General features: G+C 64.2%; 15 protein-coding genes. All 15 read left to right on the top strand.

Annotated features, from left to right (window positions below):
• The first annotated feature begins 5 nt into the window (after positions 1 to 5).
• Positions 6 to 398 (top strand): DNA-directed RNA polymerase subunit omega, encoded by a 393-nt coding sequence (gene rpoZ / locus IVB24_RS24875; protein WP_008133017.1) that lies wholly within the window; start codon positions 6 to 8, stop codon positions 396 to 398.
• 206 nt (positions 399 to 604) lie between these two features.
• Positions 605 to 2,890 carry a bifunctional (p)ppGpp synthetase/guanosine-3',5'-bis(diphosphate) 3'-pyrophosphohydrolase gene (locus tag IVB24_RS24870; RefSeq protein ID WP_247769375.1) on the top strand — a complete coding sequence of 762 codons (2,286 nt, stop codon included), beginning with the start codon at positions 605 to 607 and terminating at the stop codon, positions 2,888 to 2,890.
• A gap of 111 nt (positions 2,891 to 3,001) precedes the next feature.
• Positions 3,002 to 3,754 (top strand): pyridoxine 5'-phosphate synthase, encoded by a 753-nt coding sequence (locus IVB24_RS24865; RefSeq protein WP_247769374.1) that lies wholly within the window; start codon positions 3,002 to 3,004, stop codon positions 3,752 to 3,754.
• Positions 3,751 to 4,170, top strand: coding sequence for a holo-ACP synthase (acpS, locus tag IVB24_RS24860; protein WP_247769373.1), 420 nt, complete (start codon positions 3,751 to 3,753; stop codon positions 4,168 to 4,170). Before IVB24_RS24865 ends, acpS begins: the two co-directional genes overlap by 4 nt.
• Positions 4,171 to 4,420: 250 nt before the next feature.
• Positions 4,421 to 5,185, top strand: coding sequence for a signal peptidase I (lepB, locus tag IVB24_RS24855; RefSeq protein ID WP_094891858.1), 765 nt, complete (start codon positions 4,421 to 4,423; stop codon positions 5,183 to 5,185).
• Positions 5,182 to 6,036 (top strand): ribonuclease III, encoded by an 855-nt coding sequence (gene rnc, locus IVB24_RS24850; protein ID WP_094977561.1) that lies wholly within the window; start codon positions 5,182 to 5,184, stop codon positions 6,034 to 6,036. Before lepB ends, rnc begins: the two co-directional genes overlap by 4 nt.
• Positions 6,026 to 6,952, top strand: a complete 927-nt coding sequence (era, locus tag IVB24_RS24845; RefSeq protein WP_094977562.1) for a GTPase Era — start codon at positions 6,026 to 6,028, stop codon at positions 6,950 to 6,952. The genes rnc and era overlap by 11 nt, the downstream gene beginning before the upstream one ends.
• Before the next feature lie 21 nt (positions 6,953 to 6,973).
• Positions 6,974 to 7,354: a hypothetical protein gene (locus tag IVB24_RS24840; protein WP_094977563.1), complete on the top strand. Its 381-nt coding sequence runs from the start codon at positions 6,974 to 6,976 to the stop codon at positions 7,352 to 7,354.
• 127 nt (positions 7,355 to 7,481) lie between these two features.
• Complete coding sequence (gene recO / locus IVB24_RS24835; protein WP_140480042.1) at positions 7,482 to 8,234, top strand: DNA repair protein RecO; 753 nt, start codon at positions 7,482 to 7,484, stop codon at positions 8,232 to 8,234.
• 101 nt (positions 8,235 to 8,335) lie between these two features.
• Positions 8,336 to 8,623, top strand: a complete 288-nt coding sequence (locus tag IVB24_RS24830; protein WP_166475295.1) for a hypothetical protein — start codon at positions 8,336 to 8,338, stop codon at positions 8,621 to 8,623.
• Between the two features lie 61 nt (positions 8,624 to 8,684).
• Entirely contained in the window at positions 8,685 to 10,943 is a 2,259-nt protein-coding gene (gene parC, locus IVB24_RS24825; protein ID WP_247769371.1) for a DNA topoisomerase IV subunit A, read from the top strand.
• 218 nt (positions 10,944 to 11,161) lie between these two features.
• Positions 11,162 to 12,712, top strand: coding sequence for an ABC transporter substrate-binding protein (locus tag IVB24_RS24820; RefSeq protein ID WP_247769370.1), 1,551 nt, complete (start codon positions 11,162 to 11,164; stop codon positions 12,710 to 12,712).
• A 4-nt stretch (positions 12,713 to 12,716) separates the two neighbouring features.
• Entirely contained in the window at positions 12,717 to 14,261 is a 1,545-nt protein-coding gene (locus IVB24_RS24815; protein ID WP_247769369.1) for a GMC family oxidoreductase N-terminal domain-containing protein, read from the top strand.
• A gap of 1,504 nt (positions 14,262 to 15,765) precedes the next feature.
• Positions 15,766 to 15,993, top strand: a complete 228-nt coding sequence (locus IVB24_RS24810) for a hypothetical protein (RefSeq protein ID WP_247769368.1) — start codon at positions 15,766 to 15,768, stop codon at positions 15,991 to 15,993.
• A 149-nt stretch (positions 15,994 to 16,142) separates the two neighbouring features.
• A complete protein-coding gene (locus IVB24_RS24805) occupies positions 16,143 to 16,394 on the top strand; it encodes a hypothetical protein (RefSeq protein ID WP_140480038.1) in 252 nt (83 codons plus the stop codon).
• Positions 16,395 to 16,541: the final 147 nt, after the last annotated feature.

Genomic DNA, 16,541 nt, shown 5'->3' with positions numbered 1-16,541 from the left:
AGTTCATGGCTCGCGTCACCGTAGAAGATTGTATCGACAAGGTCGACAACCGGTTTGACCTGGTCCTGCTGGCCGCCCACCGTGCCCGCATGATTTCGTCCGGATCACAACTAACGGTTGACCGCGATAACGACAAGAACCCTGTTGTGTCTTTGCGCGAAATTGCTGACACGACGATTTCGCCCGAGGACCTCCGCGAGGAGTTGGTGCACTCGCTCCAGAAGTTCGTCGAGGTCGACGAGCCCGAGCCGGATACGGTGCCGCTGATTGGTTCCGCAGGTGCGAGCGTCGATGCGGACGATACCGAAGTCGCCGTCGAGCGCATGACCGAAGAGGAGCTCCTGAAGGGCCTCGAAGGCCTTGCGCCGCCCGAGGAGCAGCCCGAGGAAGACGAGTAAATCGTCCGTCGCGATCGTCGATGTCCTGTGATCCCGTCAAAGGCCCGAACCATTGTTCGGGCCTTTGCTTTTGTTGACGTTTTGGTGGTTACCATCACGTTGCGGTTGGCGATGTGTCCTGTCACTGAATTGATCGGACACAGGCGCGATCGGAGCTAAGATGTATACGACGGGCAGGCTGGGGCTCGTTTGAAGGCAGGACGGGGATGGTATATCGGCGCCGCAGATTCACGCAGATGCAGGCCGCAACCGAATCGGTTGCCGCGGCCCCGACTGCGCCGGTCGCTCGCCCGGCCAAGCCCCGCGCGCGAATGATGCGTCAATATGACCTCGTCGAGCGTGTCAGGTCCTACAATCCCAACACCGACGAAGACCTGCTGAACCGCGCCTATGTCTACGCCATGAAGGCGCATGGCTCGCAGACCCGCGCCTCGGGCGATCCGTATTTCTCGCACCCGCTCGAAGTGGCGGCGATTCTCACTGACCTGAAGCTCGACGATGCCACCATCGTGGCCGCGCTGCTCCACGACACCATCGAGGACACCGAAGCGACGCGGGCCGAGATCGACCAGATCTTCGGGCCCGAGATCGGCGCCCTGGTCGAGGGCCTGACCAAGCTGAAGCGGCTCGAGCTGGTGTCGCGGGAGGCCAAGCAGGCCGAGAACCTGCGCAAATTGTTGCTGGCCATTGCCGACGATGTCCGTGTGCTTCTGGTCAAGCTCGCCGACCGCCTGCACAACATGCGCACGCTGGATTTCGTGCCGCCGGAATCGCGCAGGCGCATTGCCGAGGAGACGCTCGACATCTATGCGCCGCTGGCGGGGCGCATGGGCATGCAGGAGATGCGCGAGGAGCTGGAGGATCTGTCCTTCCGCACCCTCGATCCCGAGGCCTATTCGGTGGTGATGCAGCGCCTCGACGCGCTGGCCGAACGCAACCGCAATCTGATCGGCGAGATCGAGGACCAGCTCTCCAACAATCTGCGCCACCGGGGCTTGGGCGCGCGGGTCTATGGCCGCCGCAAGAAGCCGTTTTCGATCTGGACCAAGATGGAGCGCAAGTCGGTCGGCTTCGAGCAATTGTCCGACATCTTCGGCTTTCGTCTCGTCGTCAACGATATCGAGGCCTGCTACCGCGCGCTCGGCATCGTCCACACCACTTGGCCCGTCGTGCCGGGGCGCTTCAAGGACTATATCTCGACGCCCAAGCAGAACGACTACCGCTCGATCCACACCACGGTGATCGGCCCCGGCAACCAGCGCGTCGAGTTGCAGATCCGCACCGAGGCGATGGACCAGATCGCCGAGCGCGGCATCGCTGCGCACGTGTTCTACAAGGAGGGCGTGGGGTCGCCGACCGAATTCCTCAAGCGCGAGTCCAATGCGTTCGCCTGGCTGCGCCACACTATCGGCATCCTCTCGGAGAGCGCCAACCCCGAGGAATTCCTCGAGCACACCAAGCTCGAGCTGTTCCACGACCAGGTGTTCTGCTTCACTCCCAAGGGCAAGCTGATCGCGCTGCCGCGCCATGCCAACGTGATCGACTTCGCCTATGCCGTTCACACCGACGTCGGCAACAGCGCCGTCGGCTGCAAGATCAACGGCCAGTTCGCGCCGCTGTCCTCGGAGCTTCAGAACGGCGACGAGGTCGAGGTGCTGACCTCGGAAGCGCAATCGGCGCCGCCTTCGGCCTGGGAGACGCTTGCGGTCACCGGCAAGGCGCGCGCCGCGATCCGCCGCGCCACGCGCACGGCCGTGCGCGATCAATATGCCGGGCTCGGCCGGCGCATCGTGGAGCGCCTGTTCGAGCGCGCCAAGATCGAATATGCCGACGACAAGCTCAAGGGCGCGCTGCCGCGGCTCGCACGCACCTCGATCGAGGACGTGATGGCGGCCGTGGGGCGCGGCGAGATCAAGGCCTCCCATGTCGCGCGGGCGATGTATCCCGACTACAAGGAGGAGCGCATCGCGCGCTACGGCGTCAAGAAGGGGCTCGCCGCCAAGATCAAGGAGAAGTCGTCGGAGCCGCCGCGCAGTCCGGTCGCGATCCCGATTCGCGGCATCAATTCCGACCTGCCGGTGAAGTTCGCCCCCAACGGCGGCGCCGTGCCCGGCGACCGCATCGTCGGCATCGTCACGCCGGGCGAGGGCATCACGATCTACCCGATCCAGGCGCCGGCGCTGAAGGATTTCGAGGAGGAGCCCGAGCGCTGGCTCGACGTCCGCTGGGACATCGAGGACTCCGCGCCGCAGCGCTTCCCCGCCCGCATCCGGGTCGAGAACGTCAACGAGCCCGGCGCGCTGGCCCAGATCGCGACTGTGATCGCCGAGCACGACGGCAACATCGACAACATCAGCATGCAGCGCCGCTCGCCGGATTTCACGGAAACGACGATCGATCTCGAAGTCTACGATCTGAAACATTTGAGCGCGATCCTGGCCCAGTTGCGCGCCAAGGCGGTCGTCGCCAAAGTCGAACGTGTTAATGGATGATGCTGGTCGTTGCCGGGCTTGACCCGGCGACCCATCTCTTCGAAGAGGATGGATGCGCGGGTCGAGCCCGCGCATGACAAGTTGAGAAATGTCACCGTCGTGAGTCCTGAAATGCCCGCTTCGAAGCTTCGCCTCGGCGTCAATATCGATCACGTCGCAACCGTGCGTAACGCGCGCGGCGGCCGCCATCCCGATCCGGTGCGCGCGGCGCTGCTGGCGATCGAAGCCGGCGCCGACGGCATCACCGCGCATCTGCGCGAGGATCGCCGCCACATCCGCGACGAGGACATGGCACGGCTCAAGGCCGAGATCTCCAAGCCGCTCAATTTCGAGATGGCGGCGACCGACGACATGATGCGCATCTCGCTCGCCACCAAGCCGCACGCGGTGTGCCTGGTGCCCGAGCGCCGGCAGGAGGTGACCACCGAGGGCGGGCTCGATGTGGTCGGTCAGCACAATCCGCTCGCGCCCTACATCGCGCGGTTGACCGATGCCGGCATCCGGGTCTCGCTATTCATCGCTGCCGATCCCGCCCAGATCGAGATGGCGGCGCAGTTGCGCGCGCCGGTGATCGAGATCCACACCGGCGCCTGGTGCGACGCTGTGGTCGATGGTCACACCGAAAAGGCCGCGGCCGAATGGCAGCGGATCGTGGCGGGTGTGAAGCTGGCCAAGGCCGCCGGGCTCGAGGTCCATGCCGGCCACGGGCTCGACTACGCGACGGCAGAGACGATCGCAGCGCTGCCTGACATCATGGAGCTCAACATCGGCTATTACATGATCGGCGAAGCGCTGTTCGTCGGTCTCGCCGAGACGGTGCGCAGCATGCGCGCGGCAATGGACCGAGGCCGGAGCCGGGCATGATCATCGGCATCGGCTCCGACCTGATCGACATCACCCGCGTGGCGAAGGTGATCGAGCGCCATGGCGAGCGTTTCCTCGACCGCATCTTCACAACGGCCGAGCGGGCCAAGGCGGAGCGGCGGGCCAAGAACGAGAAGATGGTGGTGGCGACCTATGCCAAGCGTTTCGCCGCCAAGGAGGCCTGCTCCAAGGCGCTCGGCACCGGGATCCGGCGCGGCGTCTGGTGGCGCGACATGGGGGTGGTCAACCTGCCAGGCGGGCGGCCGACCATGCAGTTGACCGGCGGGGCGCTGGCCCGGCTCCAGGCCCTGACCCCGGAGGGGTTCGAGGCGCGGATCGACCTGTCGATCACCGACGACTGGCCACTGGCGCAGGCCTTCGTCATCATTTCGGCCGTCCCGCTGCGGAAACTCTGAGACGGCTCGCGGCGGTTTTATGATTTGTGTTATAAATCAGTGTCTTATGCAGTTTTGATGCGATCCTTGATTGCGTGGCCTCCGACAACCGTCTAAAAGTCCGCGGACGCAAATCAGCTTGGGTTAATTCGGCTTTACGCCGGAATTGGCCCTCACTATCAGAATCAGGACAATCTCCTTGGGCCGCGAACCGATGGGCCGTTCGCGGGAGGAGGGCGCTCTGTGATCGCCGGCCGGAATTGAGAGAGCAATGAGCGTGACTTCGGGAACGAAAACTGAGAGCGGCATCGGCGAAACGATCCGGGTCGTGATCCACGCTCTCCTGATCGCGCTTGTGATCCGCACCTTCCTGTTCCAGCCCTTCAACATCCCGTCCGGCTCGATGAAGGCGACGCTGCTGGTCGGCGACTATCTGTTCGTCTCGAAATATTCCTACGGCTACAGCCACTATTCGATTCCGTTCTCGCCGCCGCTGTTCTCCGGGCGGATCTGGGGCTCGGATCCTGCCCGCGGCGACATCGTCGTGTTTCGGCTGCCGAAAGACGATTCCACCGATTACATCAAGCGCGTGATCGGCCTTCCCGGCGACCGCATCCAGATGCGGGACGGGCTGCTCTACATCAACGACACGCCGGTCGAGCGGCAGCGGATGAGCGAATATGTCGGCGAGGAGCCCTGCGGTTCGGAAGGCGGCGGCATCTCTCGGGTGAAGCGCTGGAAGGAGACGCTGCCGAACGGCGTGTCCTACGAGACGCTCGACTGCGCCGACAACGGTTACGTCGACAACACCAACGTCTACACCGTGCCATCGGGCCATTTCTTCATGATGGGCGACAACCGCGACAACTCCACCGACAGCCGCTTCCTCGGCCAGGTCGGCTATGTTCCGCAGGAGAATCTGATCGGCCGCGCGCAGATGATCTTCTTCTCCATCGGCGAAGGCGAGCATGCCTGGATGTTCTGGCGCTGGCCGTGGGCAGTGCGCTGGAATCGCTTCTTCAAAATCGTCCGATGAAAGACGAAGCCAAGGACATCGCAACCGAACCGATCGAGGCACAAGCGGGCCTCGACGGCGAAGCTGCGACCAAGAGCCTTGCAACCAAGGCTGCTGCAGGCAAGGCGCCCGCGAAGAAGAAGCGGACGCGGAGCAGCAAGGCCAAGGCTGCCACAGATGCGAACGCGGCGCTCGAGGCGCGCATCGGCCACAGCTTCGCCGACCCCAACATGCTGATGCAGGCGATCACGCATGTCTCGGCGCTGAAGTCCGGGCGCAAGCGCGGCGACAGCTATCAGCGCCTGGAATTCCTCGGCGACCACGTGCTCGGGCTCGTCGTCTCCGACATGCTCTATCATGCGTTCCCGAACGCCGATGAGGGCGAGCTGTCCAAGCGACTTGCCGAGCTCGTGCGCAAGGAAAGCTGCGCCGACGTCGCCAAGTCGCTCGGTCTGCTCGACGACATCAAGCTCGGCTCGGTCGGCTCCAGCGCCGACGCGCGCCTGCGCAAGTCCATCCTCGGCGACATCTGCGAGGCCGTGATCGGCGCCGTCTTCCTCGACGGCGGCTACGCGGCGGCGTCCGAATTCGTCAAGCGCAACTGGACCGAGCGCATGCACAAGCCGCGCCGTCCCTTGCGCGATCCCAAGACCGTGCTGCAGGAATGGGCGCAGGGCAAGGGACTGCCGACGCCGGTTTACCGCGAGGTCGAGCGCACCGGCCCGCATCATGATCCGCAATTCCGCGTCGCGGTGGACCTGCCGGGGCTCGCGCCGGCCGAAGGCATCGGCGGCAGCAAGCGCGCGGCAGAGAAGGTGGCAGCTTCAGTGATGATCGAACGAGAAGGTGTTGGCGGCAGCAATGACGGCTGAAGCAAGCGGCGAGACGCCCCCTGCGACGCGCTGCGGTTTCGTTGCGCTGATCGGCGCGCCGAATGTCGGCAAGTCCACGCTGGTCAATGCGCTGGTCGGAGCCAAGGTCACGATCGTCTCGCGCAAGGTGCAGACCACGCGCGCGCTGATCCGCGGCATCGTCATCGAGAACAATGCGCAGATCATTCTGGTCGATACGCCCGGTATCTTCCTGCCGAAGCGGAGGCTCGACCGGGCCATGGTCTCGACCGCCTGGAGCGGGGCGCATGACGCCGATCTCGTCTGCGTGCTGCTCGACGCCAAAACAGGGATCGACGAGGAGGCCGAGGCGATCCTCACCAAGGCGGCCAGCGTCAACCACGAGAAGATACTCGTCATCAACAAGGTCGATCTGGTCCAGCGCGAGAAGCTGCTGGCGCTGGCGCAGGCCGCCAACGAGCGTATGAAGTTCGCACGGACCTTCATGATCGCGGCGATCTCGGGCGACGGCGTCGACGACCTCCGCAAGACGCTGTCCGAGATGGTGCCGGCAGGTCCGTTCCTTTACCCCGAGGACCAGATGTCGGACGCGCCAATGCGGCAGCTCGCGGCCGAGATCACGCGCGAAAAAATCTATCAGAAGCTGCACCAGGAATTGCCCTACCAGTCCACGGTCGAGACCGAGAAGTGGGAGGAGCGCAAGGACAAGTCGGTGCGGATCGAGCAGACGATCTTCGTCGAGCGCGAAAGCCAGCGCAAGATCGTGCTCGGCAAGGGCGGCGCCACCATCAAGTCGATCGGAGCGGACTCGCGCAAGGAATTGATGCAGATCCTGGACGTGCCGGTCCACCTGTTCCTGTTCGTCAAGGTGCGCGAGAACTGGGGCGACGATCCCGATCGCTACCGCGAGATGGGCCTGGACTTTCCGAGAGAATAACCAAGAACAGATCGGTATCCGATGAGCGTGCCCAGCAATGTCCGGCGCTTCGAAGCGCTGCTTTATGCATCGTTGATGCTGGACGCCTTGTCCGTTGCTGTGCAGGACCGCACGCCCAGCGCCGAGCTGACCGAGCAGATGATCATGACGGGGACCTTGCTTGCCGGCGGCATGATCCTGCTCCTGGTCTATTTCGTCCGGCTCGCCGCGCATGGGCGCAAGAACTGGCCGCGCTGGGTGCTGGCGGCAGCGCTCGTGCTGTCGGTGATCTCGCTCGGCCAGATCATCGGGGAGAAGGGCATGGAGCTCGACAGCGCCATCGAGATCGTTTCCTGCGTGCTGACGACGATGGGATTGTATTTCTCTTTCACTGGCGACGCCCAGGGCTGGTTCAACGCGTGACGTTTGGGTGGGCAAAGGCGCGCTCTTGCGCGCCGTGCCCACCATCTCACCATGGTCGCAAAAAATGCGTGGGCACGCTTCGCTTTGCCCACCCTACGACAGCTCGAAATGCGATAAGATTCCTTCCATGGAATGGACCGACGAAGGCATCGTGCTGGGCGTGCGGCGGCATGGCGAATCCAGCGCCATCGTCGAGCTCTTGACGCGCGGGCACGGCCGCCACCTCGGCCTCGTGCGCGGCGGCGCCGGCTCGCGGATGCGGCCCTTGCTGCAGCCGGGGAACAGCGTCAGCGTTGTCTGGCGGGCGCGGCTCGACGAGCATCTCGGCACCTACGCGATCGAGGGCTTGAAGCTGCGCGCGGCCACGTTGCTGGGATCGTCCCACGGCGTCTACGGCGTCACCCATCTCGCCTCGATTGCGCGCCTCCTGCCAGAGCGCGATCCGCATGAGGAGATATTCACGCAGCTCCAGCATTCGCTCGATGATTTCGACGACATCGGCAGCGCCGCCGTGCACGTCATCCATTTCGAGCTGGCGATGCTCGGCGAGCTCGGCTTCGGGCTGGCGCTGGAGAATTGCGCGGTGACCGGCGAGACCACGGACCTGATCTACGTCTCGCCGAAATCCGGCGGCGCGGTGTCGCGCGGCGCGGGCGAGCCGTGGCGCGACCGCCTGTTGCGCCTGCCGCCTTTTCTACGCCAGGGCGAGGTGCAGGGGGAGCTTACCGACGAGGATCTCCAGGATGGCTTTCGACTCACCGGCCTGTTCCTGCTGCGCCATGTGCTGGAGCCGCGCGGGCAGGTCCATTCCGACGCGCGGGCCGGCTTCATCAACGCGCTGACGCGACAGCAGGCCAGAGCCGCAATTTCCGCGCCATGAGCCAAGCGGGACTCTGCCTTGTCCCTCGACATGGAGTTCCCCGGAACGAAATCGGGTTCAATGGACTTGGCCCCTCAGGTTCCACCACGGGGATAGCCCAAATGTTGATCAGGGGATTCGCCTTGTCTGCGGCGCTGCTCGCGTTTGCGCCTGATGCCATCGCCGGCGAGCCGCAACCCGGCGTGTTTCGCCGGGCATCCTGCACGGTCGTCCGGTACTATGTGGCCAAATATTCCGCTGCGGCCGCAGAGACATGGGCGCGGTCGAAGGGCGCGACGGAGGCCGAGATCGAGGTCGCCCGGCGCTGCCTGACCAATGCTCCGACTACCACACAGGCCCAAAAGGCCCAGACCACCCAGCCTGTGACAGCCGGCTGGGCAGGCCATTAGGCCGCCCACAGGGAACCAATCCATCCTTGCCCGATTCGCTTCCACGGTTTAACCGGGCGGCATGGGAAAACGAATCGTTCCGCCGGAAGAACCGGCCGAAATTCACGAGGTGCCGCTGCGTGAAGCGCTCGAGGAGCGCTATCTCGCCTATGCGCTCTCCACCATCATGCACCGCGCGCTGCCCGACGCGCGCGACGGCCTGAAGCCGGTTCACCGCCGCATCCTCTACGGCATGCGCCTGCTCAGGCTCGACCCCGGCACCGCGTTCAAAAAATCCGCCAAGATCGTCGGCGACGTAATGGGCTCGTTCCATCCGCACGGCGACCAGGCGATCTACGATGCCATGGTCCGCCTCGCGCAGGACTTCTCCTCGCGCTATCCGCTGGTCGACGGCCAGGGCAATTTCGGCAATATCGACGGCGATAATCCCGCCGCCTACCGCTACACCGAAGCGCGCATGACCGACGTCGCGCGGCTTCTGCTCGAAGGCATCGACGAGGACGGCGTCGAGTTCCGCCCCAATTACGACGGCCAGTCGAAGGAGCCGATCGTGCTGCCCGGCGGCTTCCCGAACCTGCTCGCCAATGGCGCGCAGGGCATCGCGGTCGGCATGGCGACCTCGATCCCGCCGCACAACGCGGCAGAGCTCTGCGAAGCCGCGCTGCACCTGATCGAGAAGCCCGACGCCAAGTCCAAGGCGCTGATGAGGTGGGTCAAGGGCCCCGATTTCCCGACCGGCGGCATCTGCGTCGATTCCAAGCAGTCCATTGCCGAGGCCTACACCACCGGCCGTGGCTCGTTCCGCGTCCGCGCGCGGTGGGAGCAGGAGGAGGGCGGGCGAGGCGCCTGGGTCGTCGTCGTCACCGAGATTCCCTTCCTGGTGCAGAAGTCGCGGCTGATCGAGAAGGTCGCCGAGCTGCTCGACCAGAAGAAGCTGCCGCTGGTCGGCGACATCAGGGACGAATCGGCCGAAGACGTCCGCATCGTCATCGAGCCGAAATCGAAGAACGTCGATCCCGCCTTGATGATGGAATCGCTGTTCCGTCTCACCGAGCTCGAAAACAAGATTCCGCTGAACCTCAACGTTCTGATCAAGGGCCGCGTCCCCAAGGTGGTGGGCCTGGCCGAGTGTCTTCGCGAATGGCTCGACCATCTGCGCGACGTCCTGATCCGCCGCAGCAATCATCGCAAGGCCGAGATCGAGCGCCGGCTCGAGATTCTCGGCGGCCTGTTGATCGCCTATCTCAACATCGACGAGGTGATCCGGATCATCCGCAACGAGGACGAGCCGAAGCCGGCGCTGATCAAGGCGTTCAAGCTCACCGAGGTGCAGGCCGAAGCCATCCTCAACATGCGGCTTCGCTCCTTGCGCAAGCTCGAGGAAATGGAGATCCGCACCGAGGAAAAGGATCTGCGCAAGGAGCTGAAGGGCCTCGAGGGGCTGCTGGCCTCCGAGCCCGAGCAGTGGAAGAAGGTCGGCGAGCAGGTCGGCAAGGTCCGCGACATGTTCGGCCCGAAGACGCCGCTCGGCAAGCGCCGCACCACTTTTGCCGACGCGCCCGAGCACGATCTCGCCGCGATCGAGGAGGCCTTCGTCGAACGCGAGCCGGTGACGGTCGTGGTCTCCGACAAGGGCTGGATCCGCACCATGAAGGGCCATGTCGAGGATCTCTCGGGGCTGGCCTTCAAGCAGGACGACAAGCTCGGCTTTGCGTTCTTCGCCGAGACGACCTCGAAGCTGCTGCTGTTCGCCACCAATGGCAAGTTCTACTCGCTCGACGTCGCCAAGCTTCCCGGCGGCCGCGGCCACGGCGAGCCGATCCGCCTGTTCATCGACCTCGAACAGGAGGCGGCGCCCGTCGCGCTGTTCGTCAACAAGGGCGGACGCAAATTCCTGGTCGCGAGCCACGAGGGCCAGGGTTTCGTGGTCAACGAGGACGATTGCGTCGGCACCACCAAGAAGGGCAAGCAGGTCCTCAACGTCGACATGCCGAACGAGGCGCGCGTGGTTACCGAAGTGCTCGGTGACACCGTCGCGGTCATCGGCGAGAACCGCAAGATGCTGATCTTCCCGCTCGACCAGGTGCCGGAGATGGCGCGCGGCCGCGGCGTTCGCTTGCAGAAATACAAGGATGGCGGTCTCTCCGACATTGCCGTGTTCGAGGCGAAGGCCGGCCTGACCTGGAAGGATTCCGCCGGCCGCGAATTCAGCGCGACCACGAAGGAGCTCGCGGAGTGGAAGGGCACCCGCGCCGACGCCGGCCGCCTGCCGCCGAAGGGATTCCCGAAGTCGAACAAGTTCGGCCGGGTGATCGGGTAGGCGCCTTCTTGTCCCGGACGCGCTACAACGCTCTTTGCGTTGCTGCGCAGAGCCGGGACCCACGGGATGCGGGAGCCGCGCTCTCCAACTCTAAGTGCGCATCTCCGCAAACGCGCGGCAGATAGTCGTGGGCGCATACGTTGCCCCGCCGCGTGGGCACGAACATTGCTTTTTCCTGGCGACTGCGAACGTTTCAGTCAAAAGGCGAAACCACACCAATGTTCAAATTGAAGGCTTTCATTCCGGCGTTGCTTGGGCTCGCGATCGTTGCGGCACCTGCGCATGCCGCAGGCAATCTCGTCGCTGTGCTCGAGGCGGAGATCGTCACGCTCGATCCGCACTTCTCTACCGCCTACATTACGCGCACGTTTGGCTACATGGTGTTCGACACGCTGTTCGCGAAGGATTCCAAGGGCGACGTCAAGCCGCAGATGGTGCAGGACTGGAAGGTCTCTCCGGATGGATTGACCTACAGCTTCACGTTGCGTGACGGCCTGAAATGGCACGATGGTCAGCCGGTCACCGCAGCCGATTGCGTGGCCTCGTTGCGCCGCTGGGGCACCCGCAGCGCGCTTGGCCGCCGCATCTTCGCAATCACGGCCTCGCTCGAGCCGGCCGATGCGAAGACCTTCGTGCTGACGTTGAAGGAGCCCTCCGGCCTCGTCATCGACGCGCTCGGCAATCCCGTCAGCCCCGTCGCCTTCATGATGCCCGAGCGCATCGCGAAAACACCCGGCGACCAGCGCATCACCGAGATCGTCGGCTCCGGCCCGTTCGTCTACAGCAAGGCCGATCACCGCACCGGCGATCGCATGATCCTGAAGAAGTTCGCCGACTATGTGCCGCGCTCCGAGCCCGCCGACTTCCTCGCCGGCGGCAAGCGCGTCAACGTCGACACGCTGGAGATCCGCGTCATTCCTGACGGTGCGACCGCAGCTTCCGCGCTGCAGGCCGGCGAGATCGACTTCATGCAATACGCGCCGTTCGACCTGCTGCCGACGCTGGAGAAGAATTCGCGCGTCAAGCTTGTGAATTTCACCGGCGGCAACATGTTCGCAGGCGCCTATCGCCTCAACGCCGCGTCAAAACCGTTCGACGATCCCGCCATCCGGCGCGTGCTGTGGAAGCTGGTCGACCAGCGCGAGGTGCTGGATGCGCTCGGCCTCGATGCGAAATACGCGACGCCTTGCGCGACATACTTCACCTGCGGCACCACCTATGAGAGCAAGGCCGGCACGGACGCGGCCGCCAAGCCGTCGATCGAAGCGGCGAAGGCCGCGCTGAAGGCGACCAAATATGCCGGCGAGCCCGTCGTCGTGATGGAGGCCAACGATCTCGAAGCCCCTCGCGTCTCGGCGCAGGTGCTGGCCGAGCGGCTGAAGGCCGCCGGCTTCAACGTCGATCTCCAGGTGATGGACTGGGCCAGCGTGCTGGCGCGCCGCGCCAAGAAAGAGGGCTGGAGCGTCTATGGCGTTCACGCCGGCGGTTTCGACCTCGGCTCGCCGCTGACCAACGTCATGGTTGCCTTCAATTGTGCCGACTTCACCGGTTGGCAATGCGATCAGCGCATCACACCGCTGCTGGAAGCCTTCGCCAAGGCGCCGGCCGAGGAGGACCGCAAGAAAATCGCCGGGGAGATCCAGAGTGTGATGTACGATCAGACCCCCGCGATCCCGTGGGGACAATTTGCGCAGCCGGCTGCCTATCGCGCCACCCTGCGTGGTCTGATACCGTCCGCCATCCCGGTGTTCTGGAACGTTGAGAAGTAACGCGATGTACGATGTCATTGTTGTCGGCGGCGGCTCTGCCGGCGCCGCTGTTGCGGCACGGCTCTCCGAGGATCCTGCACGACGTGTCCTACTGCTCGAAGCAGGTCTCGACTGGCGCGCCGATGAAGCGCCGTGGGAGGTCAGGACGCCGAATCCGATCCCGATCATCCACAAGCGCGAGTACCAGGAGAAATGGCAGTGGCCCGATCTCTTGTCGCGCCGGGTGGCCGGGCAGGAGCCGCGCTTCTACTGGCGCGGCAAGGGGCTCGGCGGAAGCTCGATGATGAACGGTCAGATCGCCATCCGCGGCGTTGCCGACGCGTTCGACGAATGGGCGGCCAATGGCTGCACCGGTTGGTCGGCGAAGGACGTGATGCCCCTGTTCTCGGTGATCGAGAACGATTTTGAGTTCGGCGACGCCGAGGGCCATGGCCGCGGCGGGCCACTGCCGGTCTATCGCGCGCCGCCGGAGACGTGGGGCCCGATCGATCGCGGCTTGCGCGATGCGGCGCTGGCGAGCGGCTATCCCTGGTGCGCCGATCTCAACGGCCCCGACGGCGAGGGCGTCGCCTGCTATCCCACCAACAGCCGCGACTTGCGCCGTATCAGCACCAATGAGGGTTATCTGGAGCCCGCGCGCGGGCGCGCCAATCTGGAGATCCGGGGCCATGCGCTGGTCGATCGTGTCCTGATAAGCGACGGCCGGGCAACTGGCGTCCGTGTTCATGTCGAAGGGCAGGGCACCCAGGAGATCAGCGCGCGCCAGATCGTGCTCTGCGCCGGCGCCATCCACAGCCCGGCGATCCTGCTGCGCTCGGGCATCGGTCCGGCGGAGGAATTGAAGGCAATGGGAATTAGCGTCGCGCGCGACCTGCCGGTCGGCCGCCACTATTTCGACCATCCGCTGTTTCGCGCCACGATCCAGCTCCGCGAAAATCTGCGGCCGACCGATCCGGACACCCGCCACACCAATTGCTGCGTGACCTATTCCTCGGGCCTTGCGGACGGCGGCAAGCGCGACATGATCCTGATCGCTTTCAACCATCGCGGCATCGGCGTGCCGGGCGCGATCGGCGCGGGCTTGTTCAACGCCTATTCGCGAGGCACGCTCAAGCTCGCCTCGGCAGACCCCACGATCGATCCTGTTGTCGAGGAGAACATGCTGGCCGATCCGCGCGACATGCTGCGCATGATCGATGCGGTGAGGCGGCTCGCCGTGATCACATCCCAGCCGGCGCTCTCGGGCATTGCCGACTGGATCAGGCTTGCCGACACCGATCTGACCTTGCCGCAGGCAGCCGCGCTGCCGGATCACGAGCTCGATGCGGTGCTGCGCCGAGAGACCGGCGACATTCAGCACGCCGCCGGCAGCTGCCGCATGACCAGCGTTGGCGATGCCGACGGAGTGGTCAATCCGGACGGTACGGTGAAGGGCATCTCCGGCTTGCGTGTCGCCGACGCTTCGATCATGCCGTCGGATTGTCGGGCCAACACGCATTTCACCACGGTGGTGATCGGGGAGGCGATCGCGCGGATGATGATGAAGTAGCCACCTTTCAAACAGCAGGCGAGAGTTTGCCTTCTCGCGGCGCGTGTCGCCCGAGTTTTGCTTCAGGGCGCACCCTCGAAAGGACGAGGGCGCAGGGAAGGCCGGGCGCCGGCTGGCACCCGAGATCCGTGCGCGATAGAAATGCACACGGGGTGGATCACAGGTGTCGCCGGTCGCCCGGCCTTCCCTGCGCGAATGGTTTTAACGATGTCCTTCGTGCTCTCCTCGGGGAGCGTTGCACTATTGCCCCCGTCGCCTTGCGGGAATGCTGATGCGTGCGCCCGGTCGGGCCGCTACATCACCGCAAGACTTGGCGCCAGAACCCCGGGCGTCGGGACCACACGACTTCTCCGTCCGCGCACGTCCTCGCTGGGAATCCGGGGGGTGGCGTGTGCTCGCCCCCGAAGCCATGCAAAGACGCTGTCGGCGCCGTGTCGTATGCGCAAAGGCAGTTGCTCACGGCCGAAGCCGCCCTGCAATGCCTGTTGCGGCCGACGCCGTCGCGTCCATCGCTGCCCAGCCCGCGGTTCGTGACGATCGCGATCCGCCCCTCGTCTCGGGCCAGGGTGTTTCGTGTGTACGACAAAACCGAATTTCGGTAAAGTAGAATATTTTATGAGCCAGGGCTTGACAAGCAGTCATCCCGCGCGCGGCGGGTGCTTTGCCCGACGGGAGCATTCCCTTGTCTGGAGGCATCGATAAGTTCCGCTGACGGAACTGAGCCGAAGATCGCAGCCGCGTGATGTCCGCTGTCGCTGGTCACCCGAACGCAGGGCCGCACTGGCTTGGATCGCCCACTTTTGCGTCGATCTGGACATGAGCCGCTATGCCGACGGCGCTCCAAGCCGTCACTAAGTGCTCCGGTTCAAGGCAACCGCGCAGTTTTCGTGGTGTTCGGCCATCGGCGCTCGGATCAGCAAGCGCAGGGAAATGCCTTGAAGTTAACCTCGCCCGTGCGACCTGGTCTGCTGAATTCTGTATCTATTTTGGGCGAATAGGCGCCTAGTGGATTTCATCACCGGCCCATCATGGCGCCTATCGGTGACTGAGAGCCCCATCCTCCCGCCAAGTACGCGGAGCCATTCATGCTCAAGCCAACCACTTCCCTGACGGAGCGCCTCATTCAAATGGCGAGTGTCGCTCGCAGCCGTGCAGAGACAGCGCCTCCTGGCCCCGAGCGGGAAGCTTTGTTAAAGGCCGCGCAACTGAATGAGAACGCCTTGCATATCCAGCAAGGGCTGCGCCCTCGTGGGTCCGCCACAACCTGAAGCCTACCGTTCGATGAGAACGCAGCCTTACGTGACGGCGTTTTCGTCCAATACTCGCTGTGGCCGTAGCCGAAGCTCGCTTGGCTCGGTGTCATGTGGGCCGTCCCCGCCACCTTTTGCTCCGAGGCCGACCGCGATGGAGCGCTGAGCATGTCTGGTCTGCCTGGTCGGTGCAGACGTCCCGTCGATGTGCTCGGCGAAAGTGGTTGGCTGAACTAACGGGAGACCTGAGCCTGATGTCTCCTGGCGACGTGACTATGCCCGTATGGAACGAAAAGCACCTGCGAGCCGCGCCGCGCGCCGCCGGCGTCGCGTTGTGGTCCTGGAACGTCGATACTGACGCGATCACGATGGATGAGGCGGCATATGAGCTTTGGGATCTCGGCGGCACAATAGCCTTCGACTGGTCAGACGAGGGTGTGGTTGTTGCTTTGCGAATGAGTAAGAACAGTCTCGCGCTTTGAAGCTGCATCCTGCGCCGCTTATGACGCAAAGCGCAAAGCAGCACGAATTCAACGAATAAGTGAAAATATGGAACGATCTCTCGTTTTGATTGTTGTTCTGCAGATCCCCGGACGTCGAGGATCGAAGACCAAAAAGTCAGCAGTCTCTAATGATCAAATCCCTTCTGTCCCTCACGATCTTTATCCTCCTCGGAGCTTCAGTGATCGCTTTGCCGGGGTTTGCACCTAAAGTGCAAGCGGATGAAGTCGCGGCGCTGGCCAAAGGCGACCGGCTTGATCTGCGGGTCGTTGATTCGAATTGCTCGACCCAGGTCTGGCCGGACTTTGCCACTTCCTGCTTGCGACATGCCGGCTCTGGAGCGAGGCTCCAGGAAGCTCGCCTGGTAACTGCCCGTCGATAGTCTCTTTCCAGCACTTGCCGCAAAGCGAGAGTGCGCTTCCTGCTTCTAGCCCGTCAGGACAACGGTGATCGTGTCGAGATGCGCTCGTGCGCTTCGGACTGGGCCGCTGTCATTTCCAAAGTGGAGCAACGGCAAGTGGTTGCTGCC

The sequence above is a fragment of the Bradyrhizobium sp. 192 genome, from assembly GCF_023100965.1.
Taxonomy (GTDB): Bacteria; Pseudomonadota; Alphaproteobacteria; order Rhizobiales; family Xanthobacteraceae; genus Bradyrhizobium; species Bradyrhizobium symbiodeficiens.
This window is presented reverse-complemented; position numbering and strand designations above follow the sequence as displayed.

What these genes read in the sequence shown, in the direction of transcription:
- rpoZ (WP_008133017.1), top strand. Translation starts at nt 6, where the DNA reads ATGGCTCGCGTCACCGTAGAAGATTGTATCGACAAGGTCGACAACCGG.
- IVB24_RS24870 (WP_247769375.1), top strand. Translation starts at nt 605, where the DNA reads ATGGTATATCGGCGCCGCAGATTCACGCAGATGCAGGCCGCAACCGAA.
- IVB24_RS24865 (WP_247769374.1), top strand. Translation starts at nt 3,002, where the DNA reads ATGCCCGCTTCGAAGCTTCGCCTCGGCGTCAATATCGATCACGTCGCA.
- acpS (WP_247769373.1), top strand. Translation starts at nt 3,751, where the DNA reads ATGATCATCGGCATCGGCTCCGACCTGATCGACATCACCCGCGTGGCG.
- lepB (WP_094891858.1), top strand. Translation starts at nt 4,421, where the DNA reads ATGAGCGTGACTTCGGGAACGAAAACTGAGAGCGGCATCGGCGAAACG.
- rnc (WP_094977561.1), top strand. Translation starts at nt 5,182, where the DNA reads ATGAAAGACGAAGCCAAGGACATCGCAACCGAACCGATCGAGGCACAA.
- era (WP_094977562.1), top strand. Translation starts at nt 6,026, where the DNA reads ATGACGGCTGAAGCAAGCGGCGAGACGCCCCCTGCGACGCGCTGCGGT.
- IVB24_RS24840 (WP_094977563.1), top strand. Translation starts at nt 6,974, where the DNA reads ATGAGCGTGCCCAGCAATGTCCGGCGCTTCGAAGCGCTGCTTTATGCA.
- recO (WP_140480042.1), top strand. Translation starts at nt 7,482, where the DNA reads ATGGAATGGACCGACGAAGGCATCGTGCTGGGCGTGCGGCGGCATGGC.
- IVB24_RS24830 (WP_166475295.1), top strand. Translation starts at nt 8,336, where the DNA reads ATGTTGATCAGGGGATTCGCCTTGTCTGCGGCGCTGCTCGCGTTTGCG.
- parC (WP_247769371.1), top strand. Translation starts at nt 8,685, where the DNA reads ATGGGAAAACGAATCGTTCCGCCGGAAGAACCGGCCGAAATTCACGAG.
- IVB24_RS24820 (WP_247769370.1), top strand. Translation starts at nt 11,162, where the DNA reads ATGTTCAAATTGAAGGCTTTCATTCCGGCGTTGCTTGGGCTCGCGATC.
- IVB24_RS24815 (WP_247769369.1), top strand. Translation starts at nt 12,717, where the DNA reads ATGTACGATGTCATTGTTGTCGGCGGCGGCTCTGCCGGCGCCGCTGTT.
- IVB24_RS24810 (WP_247769368.1), top strand. Translation starts at nt 15,766, where the DNA reads ATGTCTCCTGGCGACGTGACTATGCCCGTATGGAACGAAAAGCACCTG.
- IVB24_RS24805 (WP_140480038.1), top strand. Translation starts at nt 16,143, where the DNA reads ATGATCAAATCCCTTCTGTCCCTCACGATCTTTATCCTCCTCGGAGCT.